The organism is Bacillus sp. FSL W8-0770, assembly GCF_038008705.1.
Lineage (GTDB): Bacteria > Bacillota > Bacilli > Bacillales > Bacillaceae_G > Bacillus_A > Bacillus_A cereus.
In genome coordinates this window covers 2,402,770-2,420,199 of the sequence record NZ_JBBOZR010000001.1, presented here as the reverse complement: position 1 = coordinate 2,420,199, position 17,430 = coordinate 2,402,770, and the positions used below count along the sequence as shown (strand labels likewise).

The following is a 17,430-nucleotide window of genomic DNA, read 5'->3' as shown; positions in this document are numbered from 1 at the left end:
TCAAACGGAAGGATGGATTTTCCATATAGAAACTACAACTTTAGTATGAATATGTTAGCTCCAATTATTTTTTATTTCTGCTATAACAATTTCTGGTTTCTCCCAGTGCAACATGTGTGTAGTATCAGGAATTACTTTTACTATACTGTCCGTTTTCTCTTTGAAAACATTTACTGTCTTATCTCTATAATCCGCCCAAACTTGTGGAACTGTAGCTCGGAGTAATACAATATTAGCCGGCAGCTTCTCATATATATCTATCGTTTCATCTTTATACATACCTCTTATTATATTACTAGCTGTATTCCCCCTGGCATGCCACCATACTTTGTTATCCATTTCGATCCCTAGGTCCTTTACAGCAACTTCTAACAATGAAGACCACCTAGTATAAGCTTCTTTTTCACTTTTGAAAAATTCGTCCCAATTATTAAAAACGTATTCATCAAAGTCCTTTTCATAATAAGCAATTTCTTCTTCCAACGTTTTTTCTTGAAGCCTTTTTGTTTGATATCCACCATCAATAAGAATACTTCCTTGTACTTTTTCTGAATGATGTAACAAATAAAATAACGCTACAAAACTTCCCCATGAATGTGATAGAAAATAGAAGTATTCGATTCTCAATTCATTTATTATTTCATTTAACCAATTTGCTAAATTCTGCATCTCATAATCTTCTGTTCTTTCAAATGGCGGTGTTTTACCATGTCCAGGTGCATCAACGGAGATAAATCTATACTCTTCTTTTAATTCCTCAGCAATTTCTATAAAACTTAAACTCGTACTACCTAATCCATGTAAACAAAAGATAACGGGCTTGTCATTATTCCCCCATTCAGTAATATGTACATTTATTTTTTCATTGCTAATATAGTAACGTTTCAAAACATTTATCCTCCATATTTTGATTTACACTTTATTTATTTCTATTATTTTCAAGTATTTCCTGTATTCTTTTCCACACAAAAAGCTGCTTTTCTTTAAATGAAAAGCAGCTTTTACGCTAAAATATATTATAATTTAACAGCGATAATCATAAATCTTTTTGAATTCGTACGAATCTCTTTTTCAGAACTATTTGTTTCAATGAACTTTTGTAAAATAGTAAAATCCTCTTCCTCTTCTCCAAATCTAGGAATAATAGGTGTATGTTTTAATAAGAAAATAAGATCTTCAGGCGTACTGTAATAATCAGTAACATCATATTCACGTACTTGCACGAGTTCAAATCCTGCATTTATAAGTTCACCCATATACTTTTCTTTTAAAGTTCCATCTCTTTCACCTAAGCATTGTCCTCTCCCAAATGTCTCTTTTAGGTTTAATTTATCATGTTCGCTAACTTGTTGCGTTAAGAAAAAAGCACCCTTTTTCATTACTTTTGATAATTCAGTCGCTGCAAATGTTGCATGACAACTTGAAGCGATATCAAAATGCGCATGTGGAAACGTTAAAGCTTCAGAACCCATTTGAATAAACTCAACATTTTGTACACCTGATTTTTTCAAATTAGAATGTGCCGTTTCAATCATGCCGTTAGAATTATCAATTCCAATCAACAATTTAGCTGATGATGCTATGTTAAGTACATTTTCTCCTCCGCCTGTACCAACATCAAGTAGAATGTCTGATGATTTACATCTTTCTTTCACTTCTCCATAAAAGTCCCATATTTCTCCTACAGTTTCACATTTTATTTTACTAAAATCCCATCCATTTAATCTTCCTACTTTATCATAAAAGCTTTTGTACTCTAATTCATTCACCTTATAACTCCCCTTTGTAAAAACGAATTAAATATGTATAATAACCTACAACACTATTTAATTATATATTATAAAATACAAATTATTAAAACACCATTCCACTTCGTACGACGATAAGTTTACATAACAATTTTATAGTTTACCTTTATCTATATGTTCTAAATGACCTCTTCCCCAACTACACACACTATCCAAAACAGTACTGACTGTTTTTCCATGTTCAGTTAAGCTATATTCTACTTTAGGTGGTATTTCTTGATAATGCTTATGAATCTTATAAATCTCTTTCTCTTGTAAAAAGGCCTGGCCATAATAATGAAATTGCACATACTGTTCTATATTTAATGCAAAATAGTTTTACTACGGGTAATGTATTATTTCCAGATGGAGGGTACACATATCATTAAATTATTAGCAACAAAAGCCCCTTATTACAGTGGCTTTTGTTGCTAATTTAAACATTGCTGAAGTAATATAGGATTCTCTTTTATTAGTTCTGCTAAAACAAAAGTTGTGGAAAAGGTCGTAAGATTAACTCTTTATCTAGCAATCCTTTTTGTTCTCGAATCATTCCGCCTCATCCAATAAAAGCCGCCCTAATTTCTATTCCCTACACTTTTATATAAAATTAACCTTATAAAGGTAGGATTCAACAACTTCTTACAGAATTCTATATTTAATACGTATTGGACGGATTATTTTCAAATTCCTCTTTACTAAAGGTGGTTCATACAATTGTGAAATTTGTACAAGAACGAAGATTAACTGTCAAGACAACTTTTTCAAAAGAATACAAGATTTTTATTTTTGGTTTACTCATTTCACGAATCGGGGATTCACTATATACTTTTGCACTGCCTTGGATTGCATATCAATTAACTGGTTCAGCTGTAATTATGAGTTCTTTATTTGCTGTTAACGTATTGCCAATCGTTTTATTTGGCCCTTTAGTTGGTGTACTAGTTGATCGATATGATCGAAAAAAGTTACTTTGGATGGCGGATATTACCAATATTATTTTAGTAAGTCTCGTACCAATTCTACATGCATTACATCTATTAGAAGTCTGGCATTTATACGTAATTACTTTTATCTTAGCAGTTATGTCCATGCTTTTTGATGTAACAACAGTTACAGTCATTCCACACATCGCAGATGCATCATTAACGAAGGCTAATTCTTTATATCAAATGGTTAATCAATTGGCTAGTTTGTTTGGTCCAATGATAGCTGGGCTTTTCATATCTTTTATTGGCGGCTTTCAAGTACTTTGGATTAATGTTCTTTCATTTATTGCTACATTAATTGCTGTGATTATATTACCTTCTATGAAAAACTTAAATAAAAAGAATACTGATAAAAAAACATTGCAAAATGTACTAAATGATTTGTTTGATGGTTTTAAATGGCTCAAAAATGATTGGTTAAATATAGCTTTGTCACTTCAAGCTATGGTAGGTAACTTTGGAGCAAGTGCTGTTTTAGGTGTACTTATGTATTATTTATTATCGACATTAAATCTCACCTCCGCACAAAGTGGCTATAATTATACTTTAATAGGAATAGGTGGGCTTTTAGGAAGCTTAATTGCCGTTCCTTTAGAAAAGAAATTTCGACGTGGTGTACTTATTCCTTTACTCCTATTTTTGGGAGCGCTTGGGTTAACATTTGCTTTGTGGAGTACATATTGGCTTGCTCCCGGAATTGCTTTCGGAATCGCGATGACATGTAATATCACATGGAATACGATTGTTACATCAATTCGGCAGGAAACTGTTCCATCCAATTTGCAAGGACGTGTTTTAGGTTTTTCTCGTGTACTTACACGATTATCTATGCCATTGGGGGCATTAGTAGGTGGAATTATTTCAGCCTACAATCCTGTATTTATATTTGCTTTAGCTGCTTTTACTAAAATAATTGAAGTCTTTATTGCCTTATATAGTCCGATACGAAAACTGTAAAGATAAAGATTTATATATCTTGAGATATTAATAAAATAAAAAAGGCATAAAACATGCCTTTTTTTATTACTTATTTGTTTATTGGATAACAAACTTCTGTAACCCACTTATTAGGATCGGATTCCATCGCTGGGCTCACATGATAAATATTAAACATCTGGCCTGCTAATTTGTAACCCTCTGTCTCAATCCATTTTGCCGCAGCCTCATTTACAGCTGTCATCTGTTCATAACTTCCATTAACTGTTATAGAAGCTACATTAGTCGATTCCATATTTTTAAATGTAACGTCTTTTGTATTTTCGTGCTTACCAAGAATACTTAGCTGTATTTCTATATCCACATCATTTTCTTTGTATTCACGATCATGGAAAACCGCAATACTATAACTCGGTTGGGCAATACTAATATTTTTCATTTGAATTTCTTGCATTAATACACTCCATAAATCACCTTCGCAATTATACGATGGAATAATCTTTCTAACACTAGCTACAGTTCTTTCTGGAATTTCTTTTATTGAAACATGATAATTCATCTCAACAACATCCTCTCTCATCGTTTTCATTGAGTCTTCGAGGAGACGTAATTGTTTTTGGAGGTTATTCATGTCTTCTTTAATTTGAGCACTACGATTAAAAAATTGCTCTTTTATGGTATCTATATTATCGCATTCTATTATTTCTTTGATGGTAGCAATATTAAACCCCATAGCTTTTAACGTTTGAATTTGATTTACTTTTTTTAATTGGTCTGCTGAATAAAATCGATATCCACTCTGCTCATCGACTTTTACTGGTTGTAGTAATTCCACTTTATCGTAGTGTCTCAACATTCGTATACTAATGGAAGATAGTTTTGAAAAATCCCCTATTTTAAACATGATTTCCTCCTATAAGTTACATCTGCTTTGAAGCTCAACTTTATCTTAAACAATAACATTGTGTGAGGGTCAACTGTTTATAACGTTTGAATTATATTTCTTTAATTATTTACCCTTATATACTCTTCTGTCTTATGCCTATAAAGATTGATAATAATCCGTTCACAGCTAATAAAATTACTATAATACTTGTAAGTAAACCTACATCTGCCGCAAATATTTTTATCGTACGCCATGGTGAGCTTGTACAATAAGTAAGAAGTGGGATGAAAATAATAGATAATAGTAGGAATAGAGCCCCTACGAATAACCAAGTTAATTTTTTTACAGTTTCCTTATGTTTATATTTTTTAATTAACATAATTGATGAAATGAAAAGCGCGAGTATAACTGTAGACATAACAATTTGTGTAAATGGTATGCTTTTATGGGGATCAACCGGTTCTTCTTCATTCAAAATATTAATAATCCCCTTTTTTAATACTGAAAGTGCTGGTTCTTCTAATACATGATTTTTATTTGTTAAAATCACACCACCCCAGCCACTTTTATTTAAAGTAAATATTTCTGTACGAGCATCGGGCGTTGATCCTGAATGCCAAATCATCGTTTCGCTTTCATTTATACTTGTTGTTCTTAATCCAAAACCATAGCTTTTTTCTGAATTTATGTTATAAAGTGGTGTAAGATAAAGGTCGATGTTTTCTTTCTTTAAAAATTGAGTATCTTCTTGTCGATTCAAAAACATAATAAATTGAATCATATCTTCCAAATTTGCGGTAATATAACCATACGGTGCCCCGGCATTATCATAGGATACTACACTTTTTCTTGGTATGCCAAACCATGACTGATAACCTGTTAAATAGCCTTTTTCATATGCAGTTTCTTTACTTGCTGCCGCACCATTCATATTTAATAGCTGAAAAACATGTTTTTCCATATATGAGGAATATGTATCATTTGTAATTTCCTCAATAAGTGCACCTAAAACAATATAATTCGCATTACTATATTGATATTTTTCTCCTGGTAGAGCAGTTAATTTTACATTTGAAAGTCTCATTACATTTTCTTTTAATGCTGTAGAACTTTTGGATTGCTTATCTGATATTAATAAGCCTTCATATGTGTTTATTCCGCTTGTATGAGTTAAAAGGTGTTGGATTGTTATAGATGAGGATATTTGAGAATCTTTTAGTTTAAACCAAGGAAGATGTTGTTGAACTGAATCCTCTAATTTTATCTTTTTGTCTTCTATTAATTTCACTATAGCTAAAGCTGTTAAAGATTTGCTTATTGAGCCGATTGCAAATGGTGTTTTACTAGTTATTTTTTTTTCAGATTCCCCAGTAATCCCCCACGTTTTAGTGAAGAATACATCTTTATTATGTACAATTGCAACAGCAGCCCCTGGAATATTCTGTTCCTTTATAAATTTTTCAATATACTTATCTAAAGTAGCTTTAATATCTTGCTGAGCATATGCTTTTGGATAAATGATACATAATACTATTACATTACAAAGAATATAGATTTGAAATAGTTTATAGATAGTTTTCTTCATTATACTTTAGATAGCTTTCTTTTTTTATAACTTACTAAGCTAATAAACACTACTACAGAGAGCATAAAGCTAATCATTATTAATAAAACGTTCCACCATTGATTCTCTGATATGCGATATAAAATATTATAATTAAATGTATTTTTGCTATTAGTTGAATTAAATGATTCAGTTAAAAATATTGAAAATGTAGTTTGCGAGATGAGGTAAGTAATAATTGCGATGAATATGCCACGTAAGATAAATGTGTTGAATTTTCCTTTTTCATTTTGAAGTTGTTTCATTTTAACTTGTAAATCAATTTCATTTATTTCTATAAAATCTTTAACAAATAATTGAGGGGTACCTAAATCATCTATACTGTCTTCACCATGTTCATGACACTCTTGAATATGTTCTAATATTTGTCTCTTAATATTTTCCCTTTCTTCTAAACTAATATCGTATTGCTTTAATTCCTTAAGTACGTCTCTTAAAAATTGCTTTTCTTTACCTATCAATTTATTCCTCATTTCAGAAGGTCTCCTTTCAAACCGCTTTTTAATAATGTTTGAATGTCCAATTGCAATTCTAACCACTCATTAATTTTCTTCTCAAGACGTATTTTCCCATTTTCATTAATTTCATAATAAATCCTCACTTTACCACTGTCTGTTACCTCTTGATAAGTGTTAACCCACTCTTGATTTTTCAACTTAGTTAAAATAGGATAAATACTTCCTACTCCTTTCAATTTTAAATTGTTTATTTCAAGTTCTTTCATAATCTCATAACCATAACTTTTCTTTTTCGACAAAATAGATAATACACACATTTCTAAATGACCTTTAATTAAACTTGTTCTATCCATAGGATAAATTTAACAGAAATATATACTTCATTCAAGTATATATTTCTGTTAAATTTAAAAAATCACACAATGAAAAATAGATTAATAAACAAAAACATATCACTTACGAACCATTTTAAACCTTAATTTTCGTTTTTATAATATAATAATTACATAATATATTAATCGTTTATCACTATTTGTTTGGTATCTCTCCTTCCATATTACTTCTTTTCTTATTGAAAAATATTGTATGGAGACATAAAAATACTAAAAGATCCAATTTCTTAATTTTGATATTAAGAAATTGGATCTTCTTTCATTACCTTGTATTAATCATACTGCGCTAATATATACATTATAAAGAATATATGTTTTATTAATTTATATTAATAAAACATATATTAATAAAATTTACTGATTACTCTCAAGACATTCATAAACCGCCATCATATCTCGTTTATCCAACTCACGTATGCGATTGAAAATGGGTATTTGTCCAACAGCTTCTGTTAATAAGCTTTCATTCACAACATCACTTACTTTTCCAGTTAACCACGTTTGTACATCCACGCCCTCGACAACTTCTTTTAACCCTTCGTAATTAATACCACTTGCATTACAAGTTACACATGGAATTGTTAGTTTAAAGACACCATCATGTAAATTATCTTCGGTTATCACTTTCTTACCTTTACAAAATGGACATGGATTACTTTTTTTAATTTTATTAATTTGGGTAACTAATTTTTTGTATCCAAACGCTTCGTATACATACGTAAGTTTTTTATATTTACCATTTGTGAAATACTTATCTATAATGGTTTCTCTCGTTTCATAAACATTAGGGAAATCACAAACAGTTACCTGATTATTAACACTAATGGATTCGATATTTCCTTTTATTTCGCTCCAGAATGGTAAGACATTTTGTAACACCATTTCATAGTTTGAAAAGCTTGCTTGTTCTAATTCAAACATTTTCAATGCAACTTGTGCTTTTCTTGGCAATAAAGAAACATCTTCCGTCAATACCATATCGCCACCAACAATAGACTTCAATTTAACAAGTGCCGGTAAATCACCAACCATTTTCAATACTTTATTAATAGGCTGATTGATTATTTCACGAATATCTACGTTACCAAATTTAAGTGGTTTATGATGATTTAAAACCGTCCCCTCACAAATTGGACATTTCATCATTTTTTTTGAACTCTTAATTTCTTCTTTAATAGGTGCTTTTGAAATAACAATATATCCACCAATAATTGTATTAAACCCTACCCATGTTCTGCGTGTCTTTCCTTTTTTATCATAAAATGATTTTTCAAAATATCCGTACCAAAACGTATGCTTTTCTTCTTCTGACATATCATTATAGCTCTTTGACAAATCGTGACCAAGTTCATTTTTTATTTCTTCGAATAGAAATTCTATTTTTTCATGCTGATAAAATTTTAATACCTTCATGATTTCTTGATCGAATAGCCCATCCCAAAATGGAACACTTTTATCTTGAATGGCAATATCTTTATCAAAAACTTCAATTTGAAGACGTCCAGAACAAGATGGACAATGATTGTCCTGTGAATAGAAATCAAAACTTCTCGTATCTTTATTAATTGGATGAGCAGCTACAATATGATTAATTAATCCACCAATCTCATATAAGAAACTATATTGACTATATAAATGTCTTTCAAGATCAATAGCAATAACAGGTGCGATTGTATCAGATTCATATTCACCATAAATTAACCTAGCCATTGATGATAAACTTTTTAAAATACCGCCCTTATAAACATTTTCGGCATTTTTAAAATAGTTAATATGATTTTCTTCTAAATAGTGAACTCCTTTTTTCTGCTTAAGCATTGAAGAGATATTTATTTTCTCTGTGCTATTCACATTACTTTTTTGACGATAGTAATCCTCATGTTTAACAACATCCAAATGCTCTACAGATTCATTCTGCCTTTTTCCAAAATCAACTATATAATCAGAGCTTTCTAACATGTAACGATTATGCTCAATCATAATGATAGAAACTGATTCATCTTGCAGAATACCTCTAATACTATCGATAAATTGATTTAAAATATTTTGTGATAAACCTTTTGAAGGCTCATCAAAAATGAATAATGTATGTGGATTTCTAGTGTTTGCAAATAATTCCGAAACTAAATGAACACATTGAAACTCACCTGTCGATAATGTTTGTGTTTTTCTCTCTAATGTTAAATAGCCAAGCCCTAATTTAATTAGTAAGCTCAAACGTTTATAAGCGATATCTTCATTTGGAAGTTCATCAATAATATCCTCAATCGAGCGCTCAAAAATATCATCAATGTCTTCACTATACTTTGTGAGTTTCTTTTTAATATCTAGGAAAGTTGCTACAGTTGATCGACTTGTAATTGATTGATTTCGGTCTTGTCCTACCATAACTAATTTATCTTTTGGATATCGTTTTAAAAAATCTGTAGCTAGACATTCGTTGACAAGTGTAGATTTCCCACATCCCGATTCTCCTGTAACCGTTACAAGCCTGTTTTTAGGAATTTGAAACTCCGCCATTTGGATATTACGGCAATATAAATCATAGAATGTATAATATTCTGTTGGTATTTCTTTATTTCGCTCCCACAGTATTGACTTTGGTCTTGGTGATTCTTTCACAATTTTCCCGCCATATTTTCCGCTACCAGGTCCAAAGAACAATTGCTCATCAGTTGTATCTAGTACCGTATCTGAATGATCAATAAGCCAAATTTGATTTTTACACCCTAATCGTTTAATCTCTTCTAAAATTTGTAATAATGTTTCATGATCAAGTCCAACTGAAATCTCATCAATAATAATTACAGCATTTTCACTTACTGCCATGAATTCAGCCAAATAAAGTCGTGTTAACTCTCCACCTGACAACGTACCCATAATTCGATTTAATGTTAAATAACCAATGTTCATATTAATAATATTTTGCAGTATATGCTGTTTTTCCTCACTAATATTTAATTGTTTTGCTAGTGAAAGAATAGATTCAACACTTAAATCATTAATATTTGAGATTGAATGTGGCTTTTCCAACAAATCAATTTCATATTGTTCAATTTCTTCACTATAACGTTTTCCCTTACATTTTTTACACTCAACATTTTTTGTAGTACCACGGCCTTTACAACCAGTACACCAGCCTAATTGATTATTAAATGAAAAGACCTCTGGAGAAAGATTAAATACTTCAGCAAGTTTTTCCCGAACCTCTGTAAAAACACCAGTATGAGTACCAATCGTTGAACGCGGATTAGACGAAATCGATGATTTTCCTAGAAAAAGTACTAATGGCATTTCTTCCATCCTAATAGCACTAAAATTTGTTTCCATAATGTTAGGAAATAAATATTGATATTCAGCCTTTGGTAATAAAGAAACTAATCGTTTTTTTGATTCTTCACCAATTGTTTGGCAAAAAGTTGTTTTACCCGATCCAGATAACCCAGCAATTCCAAACGATTTATTAAACGGTATAGTTGCATCTAATTTATTTATGTTATTAGCAATTAATTGATTTACTTTCATATTAACCTCTATTCTTATTTATTCACAAAAGCATTTTTAAAATATAATAATTACATAATGAATATTACCTATTATACAATTATCCTCTCACTTCATGAATCTTATCCTTGTATATTTCAAACCATTGTTGCCATTCATCTTTAGAAAATTCTTTCTCTTCTCCTTCTAAAACAGAAGAAAAAAGATTTAAACAAATATGCCAACCAGCTATATCTCTCGGTGTATGATCTGTTAATTCATGAATGTACTCTTTAAGGAATAAAAGAGTACCATTTTCCTCTTTATGTATTTCAAATCGGACACGATCTTTATCCCAAGTAAATTCAAGTACTGAGTTTACTTGACATTCTAAAATATCAATGTTTATGAATGAACCGTTCATCATGTCGAACTTTATTATTCCACCCGTTTTAAGGCTTTCAATCTGTAAATTGGACATCCATTTTTTCAGCTTACTGTTTTCTGTTAATACAGACCAAACTTCTTCTGCCGTATATGGAAATTGGCGTTCAAATTTCACAATATATCCATCATTTAGTTTCCCAATTTCAGCTATCATTTTGATTGCCCCCTTATATAGAATATATGTTCTCATTTTATTTTACACGAATATAAATATAAAATAAATATTTATGTCAACGAAGTGTTAATTTAAAGTGAATGACGCTGAGAAAAACTTAAATATTTTCTAAATCGAGTTATATAGTATTGAAAATTAAATATAGATTTACGTACAAATAAAAAAGCCGCATTTGCGACTTATGAAATCATAGGATTAACTCCTTTTTTGGTTGAATGATTAGCACTTAATCGCATCGACAATTAGCGATGGAAAACCAAGTTTATCGCCTTTATTTCTAGAATCATACCTTTTCGAACGGAAAATAACACCGTCGTTTGCATCTCATTCGTTGTAATAAAACTGACCATTTTCATCACAATATTCAAGTAAAACTACCTCGAATCCAGCAGTTTCAAACATTTTCGTTAATGTTTTATAATTATGAACGATTTTATGACTTGCTGCTGGATGATCTTTCGGACCGGGTCCCCCTATTTGAACTATATTTTGATATACCTCATCCTGAAAGAATGCATCAGGGACTCCGCACCGAATATGACCAGATGGTTTTAAAAATTCATAACAGATTTCAGCTGCTCTTACACCTTCTTCAAAAGTAAGGTGTTCCCATACATGCTCAGCTAAAATAGCTGAAATAGAGTTGTATTCAAATCTTTCTTCCCACGTAGCTTTTCTAGTAAGTTAAGTTCATCTTCTTGCGTTTGAATCCAGCCTGGATTATTATTAAACACTCCAGCTCCGACAACTACTTTAATTTCGTCTTGTTTTATTGCCACCATGTTCACCTCTTAAACATTTTAATTCATTAATATATTCTATGTTTACTATTATCCTTCCTCCTTCAACAAATGTAGTAACATGAGTCCAGTACAATACCGAACTCATGCCCTAAAAACTCTCTAACGCAACAATCTGTCTAACTCTATAAAATTAGTTCATAATATACGATTTTTCTTACAGAAATATAGCACACCAAACATTAGCATAATACCAATTACGTAAAAAATTGTTGTTCCGCTCCCACCAGTATTAGGAATTACCCAATTATTCTTCGCATTTTTCACTGTTATTTTTTGTGTCTTTACTGCTTCTGTAATTTCTATTTCTATTGGATCTCTAAGTAACATGTATCCGTTCGGTGCTTTTATTTCTTTAATCGTATACTTTCCAATTGCTAATTGGTTGGAAATTACCTTTCCTTTTTCATCCGTTATTAATCTACTAAGTTCTTTCCCTTCTTTATCTAACACTTGAAATACAGCGCCTTTTAGCTTTAATTCACTATCCTTATCATCAACTTTTTCAATTTCAAATTGCCCAGTCGGATCTGGCAATTTCTTATTTTCTATTTTAATTTCTACTACTGTATCTTTTTCTATTTTTACAGCTATTTTATCTTTTAATAATTCATAACCTTTAGGTGCCTCTATTTCCACTAGGGTATAGTTTCCTATTGGTAAGTCCTTTGATATCATTTCTCCTTTTTCATCTGTTATTAACTCTCCAACTACTTTTCCTTTTGCATCTTCTATATGAAACTTTGCCCCTGCTAGTTTTTTATTTTTATCACTTATGTCTACTTTCACAAGCTTCATTTTTCCCATTGGATCGGGCAATTTCTTATTTCCTATTTTAATTTCTACCACTGCATCTTTTTCTATTTTTACAGTTATTTTATCTTTTACTAATTCATAGCCTTTTGGCGCTTCTACTTCCACTAAGATATAGTTTCCTATTGGTAAGTCTTTTGATATTACTTCTCCTTCTTCATTTGTTACTAGTTCTCCAACTATTTTCCCATTTAAATCTTCAATTTTAAACTTTGCTCCTGCTAGCTTTTTATTTTTATCACTTATGTCTACTTTCACAAGCTTCATTTTTCCCATTGGATCTGGCAATTTCTTATTTCCTATTTTAATTTCTACTTCTGCATCTTTCTCTACTTTTACAGCTATTTTATCTTTTGATAATTCGTAACCTTTAGGTGCTTCTTTTTCCACTAAAGTATAGTTTCCTATCGGTAAGTCTTTTGATATCGCTTCTCCTTCTTCATTTGTTACTAGTTCTCCAACTATTTTCCCATTTAAATCTTCAATTTTAAACTTTGCTCCCACCAATTTTTTATTATCATTATTACTATCAACCTTTTTTATTTTTACTTTTCCTATACTAGGCTTGTTCCAATGTTTCCAGTTAAATTTGAAATTGTGAAACTCAAATCCACCAGTTTGTTGTACCGCACCAACAAATGCTTGTCCATTAATCGAACCGCCTTTTGTTTCTAATACAGCATTGGGAGCAAACACACTCCCAACTACACCATATCCCTCTGTTGTAATTTTTTTCGCATTTGGAAAAACCCAAATCATTTTCCCATATAGCTCAGTAAACGGGGAATTAGGCGAATATGGTTGTGATGTAGGAACTATATCTGTAGCCTTTCCAATATTGTTCGTGTCATATAGAATAGACCCATTTTTAAATGTAACCTCTATTGCATCTGAATACATTACAATAAAATCTTTGTCCTTAGCATTGGGCAAAAATACATCTCTTATATCTACACTGATTTTCCCTGTCAATTCTGATGAAACATAAATATTAGGATTGTTTATATCTTTTCCGATTCCATGACTCATATTTGGAATTGGGGTATTCGTTTTATATTGACCTGCATTTTTACTAACTTGGTTCACTATATTGCGAAATTCATTAAATTTCGCGTCAATTTCTAGTTTTTCTTTATAAACGATACGATCATAAGAAGATTGTATGATGCGATCTGGATCACTCTCTTTTGTCATTACGACTATTCCGTTTTGAATGATAAAAGATTCTTCTCTTGATTTTTTTAGTTTTCCAGACAATAACAAGGACGGATATCCCTCATCAACCCATTTTTCACCTACTATATTAGATGTTCCTGCTGCTGCACCTACAATCGTATACCCCGATGCATCCATATCACCTTGAACTGCAATTGCTCCTTCAATGTCGCCACCTATTGCTTTATGGTTACCAAAGACAACAGCATTATAACGCGATATATCTCCTAGACCTTCTAAGGTAGTCGTGGATCCATATGCTTCTTTTGGTACATATACGACAAAACTTACACTTAACATTAACAAAACAATAAAATGAATACTTACCAGCTTTAATCGTAGCCTCAATTCCTTTGTTCCCACCTTTACCGTATTTTTTTTATAATCGAATAAAATGAATTTTTATTAATGATGATTTACTTCATCCCCTATATACCGTCTTTACTTATCTTTTAATTTCCGGTCCCACTTCCCATTAATGCAGGATAAATACATTCTATCGAGTTAACTTTTTCTTATAAATTACGACTAGAAGCACACATAACAATAGGATTGTAACTATTACAGTCCACTTATTAAATATAAATATCTCTGTACTCACTTTTTGTTTTTCTTTCTCGTTTAACTCCACGCGCTCACCTCGAACTAGCAATCTATTGGTGTTTACTCCATAAGGCGTACACGTAATTAAAGTTGTATAATCTTTATTTTCTACAATTTGTAGATCGTCCGTTTCATGTGGTAACACTACTTTAATTTGATCTACTTTATAAGCAAGAACTTTGTCTAAAGAATGAATATAAAAAAGATCTCCTTTGCTCAACTTATCTAAATCTGTAAATAATTTTGCTGATGGTAAACCACGATGCCCTGTTAAAATAGTATGCGTACTTTCTCCACCTACCGGGAGCGAAGAAAAATCTAAATGACCTATCCCGCGACCCAATACTTCCTCAGAGGTCCCTTGATAGATTGGCAGTTTTATATTAATTTTCGATATTTCAATATACCCCATTACATCTCCTAAATTTAACACATCAGCATACGCTTGATGATTACTTTTTTTTTCAGAAAATGGATCTGTAAATGTTTTCGCAGAAGTTTGAACTTGTTTATTATATTCGGCTGCTTCTTTTTCCCTACGTTCGACTTCTTTCTTTTGTAATGCTTTAATCTTCTTATCGTAAGAGCTAATCTCAGAATAATGTGCACGAGTCGCCAACCAATTACTAATAGTAGGATATAAAAAAATACCTAATCCAAATAAAAAAATACCCCCCAAAACAAGATTTCGTTTCATATTTCCACCTCTGTATATGCTTAAATATCGAAAAGAGGGAAGCATTTTGCTTCTCCCCTTTTCCCATAGTTACATGTTCCTAAAATCTTAATTTCTAGCAAACTTTTTTCTAAAGAAAACAAATGCCGCTGTAAGCATTAACGTAAGGCCTATTACAGTAAAAAGAGTCGTTCCTATGCCACCCGTTACCGGAAGAATCCATCCACTTTTATTATTTTCAATCGTCAATTTAACCGTTTGATTATTTTCACTAATCTTTACATCAATGGGGTCTTTTAATAATTGATAAGATGCTTTTGTACCATCTTCTTTTGTATATGTTGGTGCTTTCGTTTCAAAAATTTGATAGTCTCCATATGGAATGTTAGACCATTTAATAACACCATTTTCATCTGATACACCTGTTACTTCTTTTCCTGCTACGACAACTATTTTTCCATTATTATCTTTAAGTACAAACTCTGCACCTTTTAATTTATTCTTATTAGCACTATCAATTTTTGTTAACTCAATTATTCCAGTTGTCGGAATAACAACTACAGGTTTAGATTCCTTTTCTCCAATTACATCATTTTTATTTGTAAAATGTATTTTTGCTGTATTTAAAATTTCCGAACCAGATGGTACTCCTTCTTTTACTTGGGATTTAATTTGCAAATGAAATTCTTTTTTACCATCTAATTTTGTGAAATCTTTTACTGTAGCTGTTACTTTTTGACCTTCTATAGCTACCTCAACAACGTTTGCATTTACTTCTGCTCCATCAATTTTCACGATTGGCTTTCCTTGAATCACTAAACGATTATCCAAAGTATCTGTTACCACATATTTTTTGTATTCCTTAATGTCTTCTGGAATTAATGTTTTAATATCATAATTATAATTAGTTAAAGGGTTTATTGGTAACGCTTCCAATTTTCCGTTAATTTTTTTATCAATTGTTGGTTCTTCATTGTTTTTCACTTCTATTTTAACTACTGTACCAGAAGTAATAGTTCCATCTTCATTAATTGTTCCGGAGTTCTTAACAAAAAACTCACGTTTAGTTGGATCTATTACGTAGCCTTTCGGAGCTTTTGTTTCTTGGAAATAGTATTCACCATACTCCAATCCTTGCACGCGAATATGACCATTAGCATCTGTTACTAACTCTTTTTTCACTTCTGTACCATCTTTTTTAAATAAAGAGAATACTGCACCTGCTAATGCTTTTTCATTTATACCAGTTTTTATTAAATCCACTGCACCACGTTTAATCTCATTTTTGGGATACATGTGAACATCATAGTTTAGCACCTTACCCTCTTTATTCGTTAATGGGATATCCACTGTATACGTATTGGGATTTAGATTAACATGTGGAGGTCCTGCCACTTCTTTCACCTCATAACGTCCTAGCGGAAGATCTTTTAATACAGCTTGTCCGTTATCATCTGTTACTACTTGATTTGGAGTGTCTCCCATTACAGGTTTCACGTCTTCTTTTACGATTTTCCCATCGTTTGAAATTTTTTCAAAAGAAGCAACCCTTTTCACTTCAAACGTTACACCTTTTAATGGTTTCACATCTTTTGGCACCTCTTGATTTGCAGAACCGTCACCTTCTAGTCCCTGCGCTCCATCTTTTTCTTGTTCATACTTATGAATCGTTAAAGTACCTTTAGATGGTGAATCTGCCTTTACTAATACACTAGACCATGTAGAAAATGTTAAGAATAACACTAAAAGCACACTAAATATTTTTTTCATTTCTCTTATCCCCTTTACTACTTCTATCATTTTAAAAATTTCTTTATTACTATTACCTTCTTAAAAGCAATAGTGTGCCAAGTATCAGATTTAAACGAATAACATAAAACATAGTCGTCCAACAATCCATTGTTTACAATCACTTATTCACTTTTCTTATCTTCTATTATTACGTTGTCTCTCCACATGATATATGTAATTTTCTCCCCTAAATTACACGTATATCCCTATTTCAAGAATCATTACATTTGTTACATAATAGCTTTCACTGCTAATTTCGACTAGTCACTTACTGTCAATCTATTCATATCTCACTTCCTATCCCTATTTAAAATCCAATCTTAATCATTTTTTAATACATATAAGTAATAACCAA

12 protein-coding genes and 3 pseudogenes are annotated in these 17,430 nt (G+C 31.2%); 2 read left to right on the top strand and 13 right to left on the bottom strand.

Annotated elements, in window-relative coordinates:
• Positions 1-54: 54 nt before the first annotated feature.
• The 3 genes and pseudogenes from NST27_RS12365 to NST27_RS12355 all read right to left on the bottom strand — a co-directional run.
• Positions 55-888, bottom strand: coding sequence for an alpha/beta fold hydrolase (locus NST27_RS12365; protein ID WP_000833451.1), 834 nt, complete (start codon positions 886-888; stop codon positions 55-57).
• 128 nt (positions 889-1,016) lie between these two features.
• Positions 1,017-1,769 carry a class I SAM-dependent methyltransferase gene (locus NST27_RS12360; RefSeq protein ID WP_001003879.1) on the bottom strand — a complete coding sequence of 251 codons (753 nt, stop codon included), beginning with the start codon at positions 1,767-1,769 and terminating at the stop codon, positions 1,017-1,019.
• A gap of 132 nt (positions 1,770-1,901) precedes the next feature.
• Positions 1,902-2,036: pseudogene (locus NST27_RS12355) on the bottom strand (winged helix-turn-helix transcriptional regulator); the annotation flags it as partial.
• On the opposite strand from NST27_RS12355, the pseudogene NST27_RS12350 reads away from it, so the two are divergent.
• Positions 2,033-2,176: pseudogene (locus NST27_RS12350) on the top strand (SDR family oxidoreductase); the annotation flags it as partial. The pseudogenes NST27_RS12355 and NST27_RS12350 overlap by 4 nt on opposite strands.
• A gap of 330 nt (positions 2,177-2,506) precedes the next feature.
• Positions 2,507-3,733, top strand: a complete 1,227-nt coding sequence (locus NST27_RS12345) for an MFS transporter (protein ID WP_000673894.1) — start codon at positions 2,507-2,509, stop codon at positions 3,731-3,733.
• 70 nt (positions 3,734-3,803) lie between these two features.
• Here the strand turns inward: NST27_RS12345 and NST27_RS12340 are convergent, their stop codons facing one another.
• From NST27_RS12340 to NST27_RS12295, 10 genes and pseudogenes are all read right to left on the bottom strand, one after another.
• The gene (locus tag NST27_RS12340) at positions 3,804-4,616 is read right to left on the bottom strand and encodes a MerR family transcriptional regulator (protein ID WP_000472629.1); all 813 of its coding nucleotides are present in this window, start codon (positions 4,614-4,616) and stop codon (positions 3,804-3,806) included.
• A 115-nt stretch (positions 4,617-4,731) separates the two neighbouring features.
• Positions 4,732-6,183: a serine hydrolase domain-containing protein gene (locus tag NST27_RS12335; RefSeq protein ID WP_000751428.1), complete on the bottom strand. Its 1,452-nt coding sequence runs from the start codon at positions 6,181-6,183 to the stop codon at positions 4,732-4,734.
• Positions 6,183-6,695, bottom strand: coding sequence for a hypothetical protein (locus NST27_RS12330; RefSeq protein WP_001244705.1), 513 nt, complete (start codon positions 6,693-6,695; stop codon positions 6,183-6,185). Before NST27_RS12330 ends, NST27_RS12335 begins: the two co-directional genes overlap by 1 nt.
• Complete coding sequence (locus NST27_RS12325) at positions 6,692-6,997, bottom strand: PadR family transcriptional regulator (protein WP_002094025.1); 306 nt, start codon at positions 6,995-6,997, stop codon at positions 6,692-6,694. Before NST27_RS12325 ends, NST27_RS12330 begins: the two co-directional genes overlap by 4 nt.
• Positions 6,998-7,426: 429 nt before the next feature.
• A complete protein-coding gene (locus NST27_RS12320) occupies positions 7,427-10,597 on the bottom strand; it encodes an ATP-binding cassette domain-containing protein (protein ID WP_047386156.1) in 3,171 nt (1,056 codons plus the stop codon).
• Positions 10,598-10,676: 79 nt separating this feature from the next.
• Entirely contained in the window at positions 10,677-11,156 is a 480-nt protein-coding gene (locus tag NST27_RS12315; RefSeq protein WP_000559837.1) for an SRPBCC family protein, read from the bottom strand.
• 240 nt (positions 11,157-11,396) lie between these two features.
• Positions 11,397-11,956, bottom strand: a pseudogene (locus NST27_RS12310) (class I SAM-dependent methyltransferase).
• Positions 11,957-12,115: 159 nt separating this feature from the next.
• Positions 12,116-14,353 (bottom strand): MSCRAMM family protein, encoded by a 2,238-nt coding sequence (locus NST27_RS12305; RefSeq protein WP_047386155.1) that lies wholly within the window; start codon positions 14,351-14,353, stop codon positions 12,116-12,118.
• A gap of 148 nt (positions 14,354-14,501) precedes the next feature.
• Positions 14,502-15,305 carry a class C sortase gene (locus NST27_RS12300; RefSeq protein WP_080296745.1) on the bottom strand — a complete coding sequence of 268 codons (804 nt, stop codon included), beginning with the start codon at positions 15,303-15,305 and terminating at the stop codon, positions 14,502-14,504.
• A gap of 87 nt (positions 15,306-15,392) precedes the next feature.
• On the bottom strand, positions 15,393-17,054 hold the full coding sequence (locus tag NST27_RS12295) for a SpaA isopeptide-forming pilin-related protein (protein WP_080296743.1): 1,662 nt from the start codon (positions 17,052-17,054) through the stop codon (positions 15,393-15,395).
• Between the last annotated feature and the right edge of the window lie 376 nt (positions 17,055-17,430).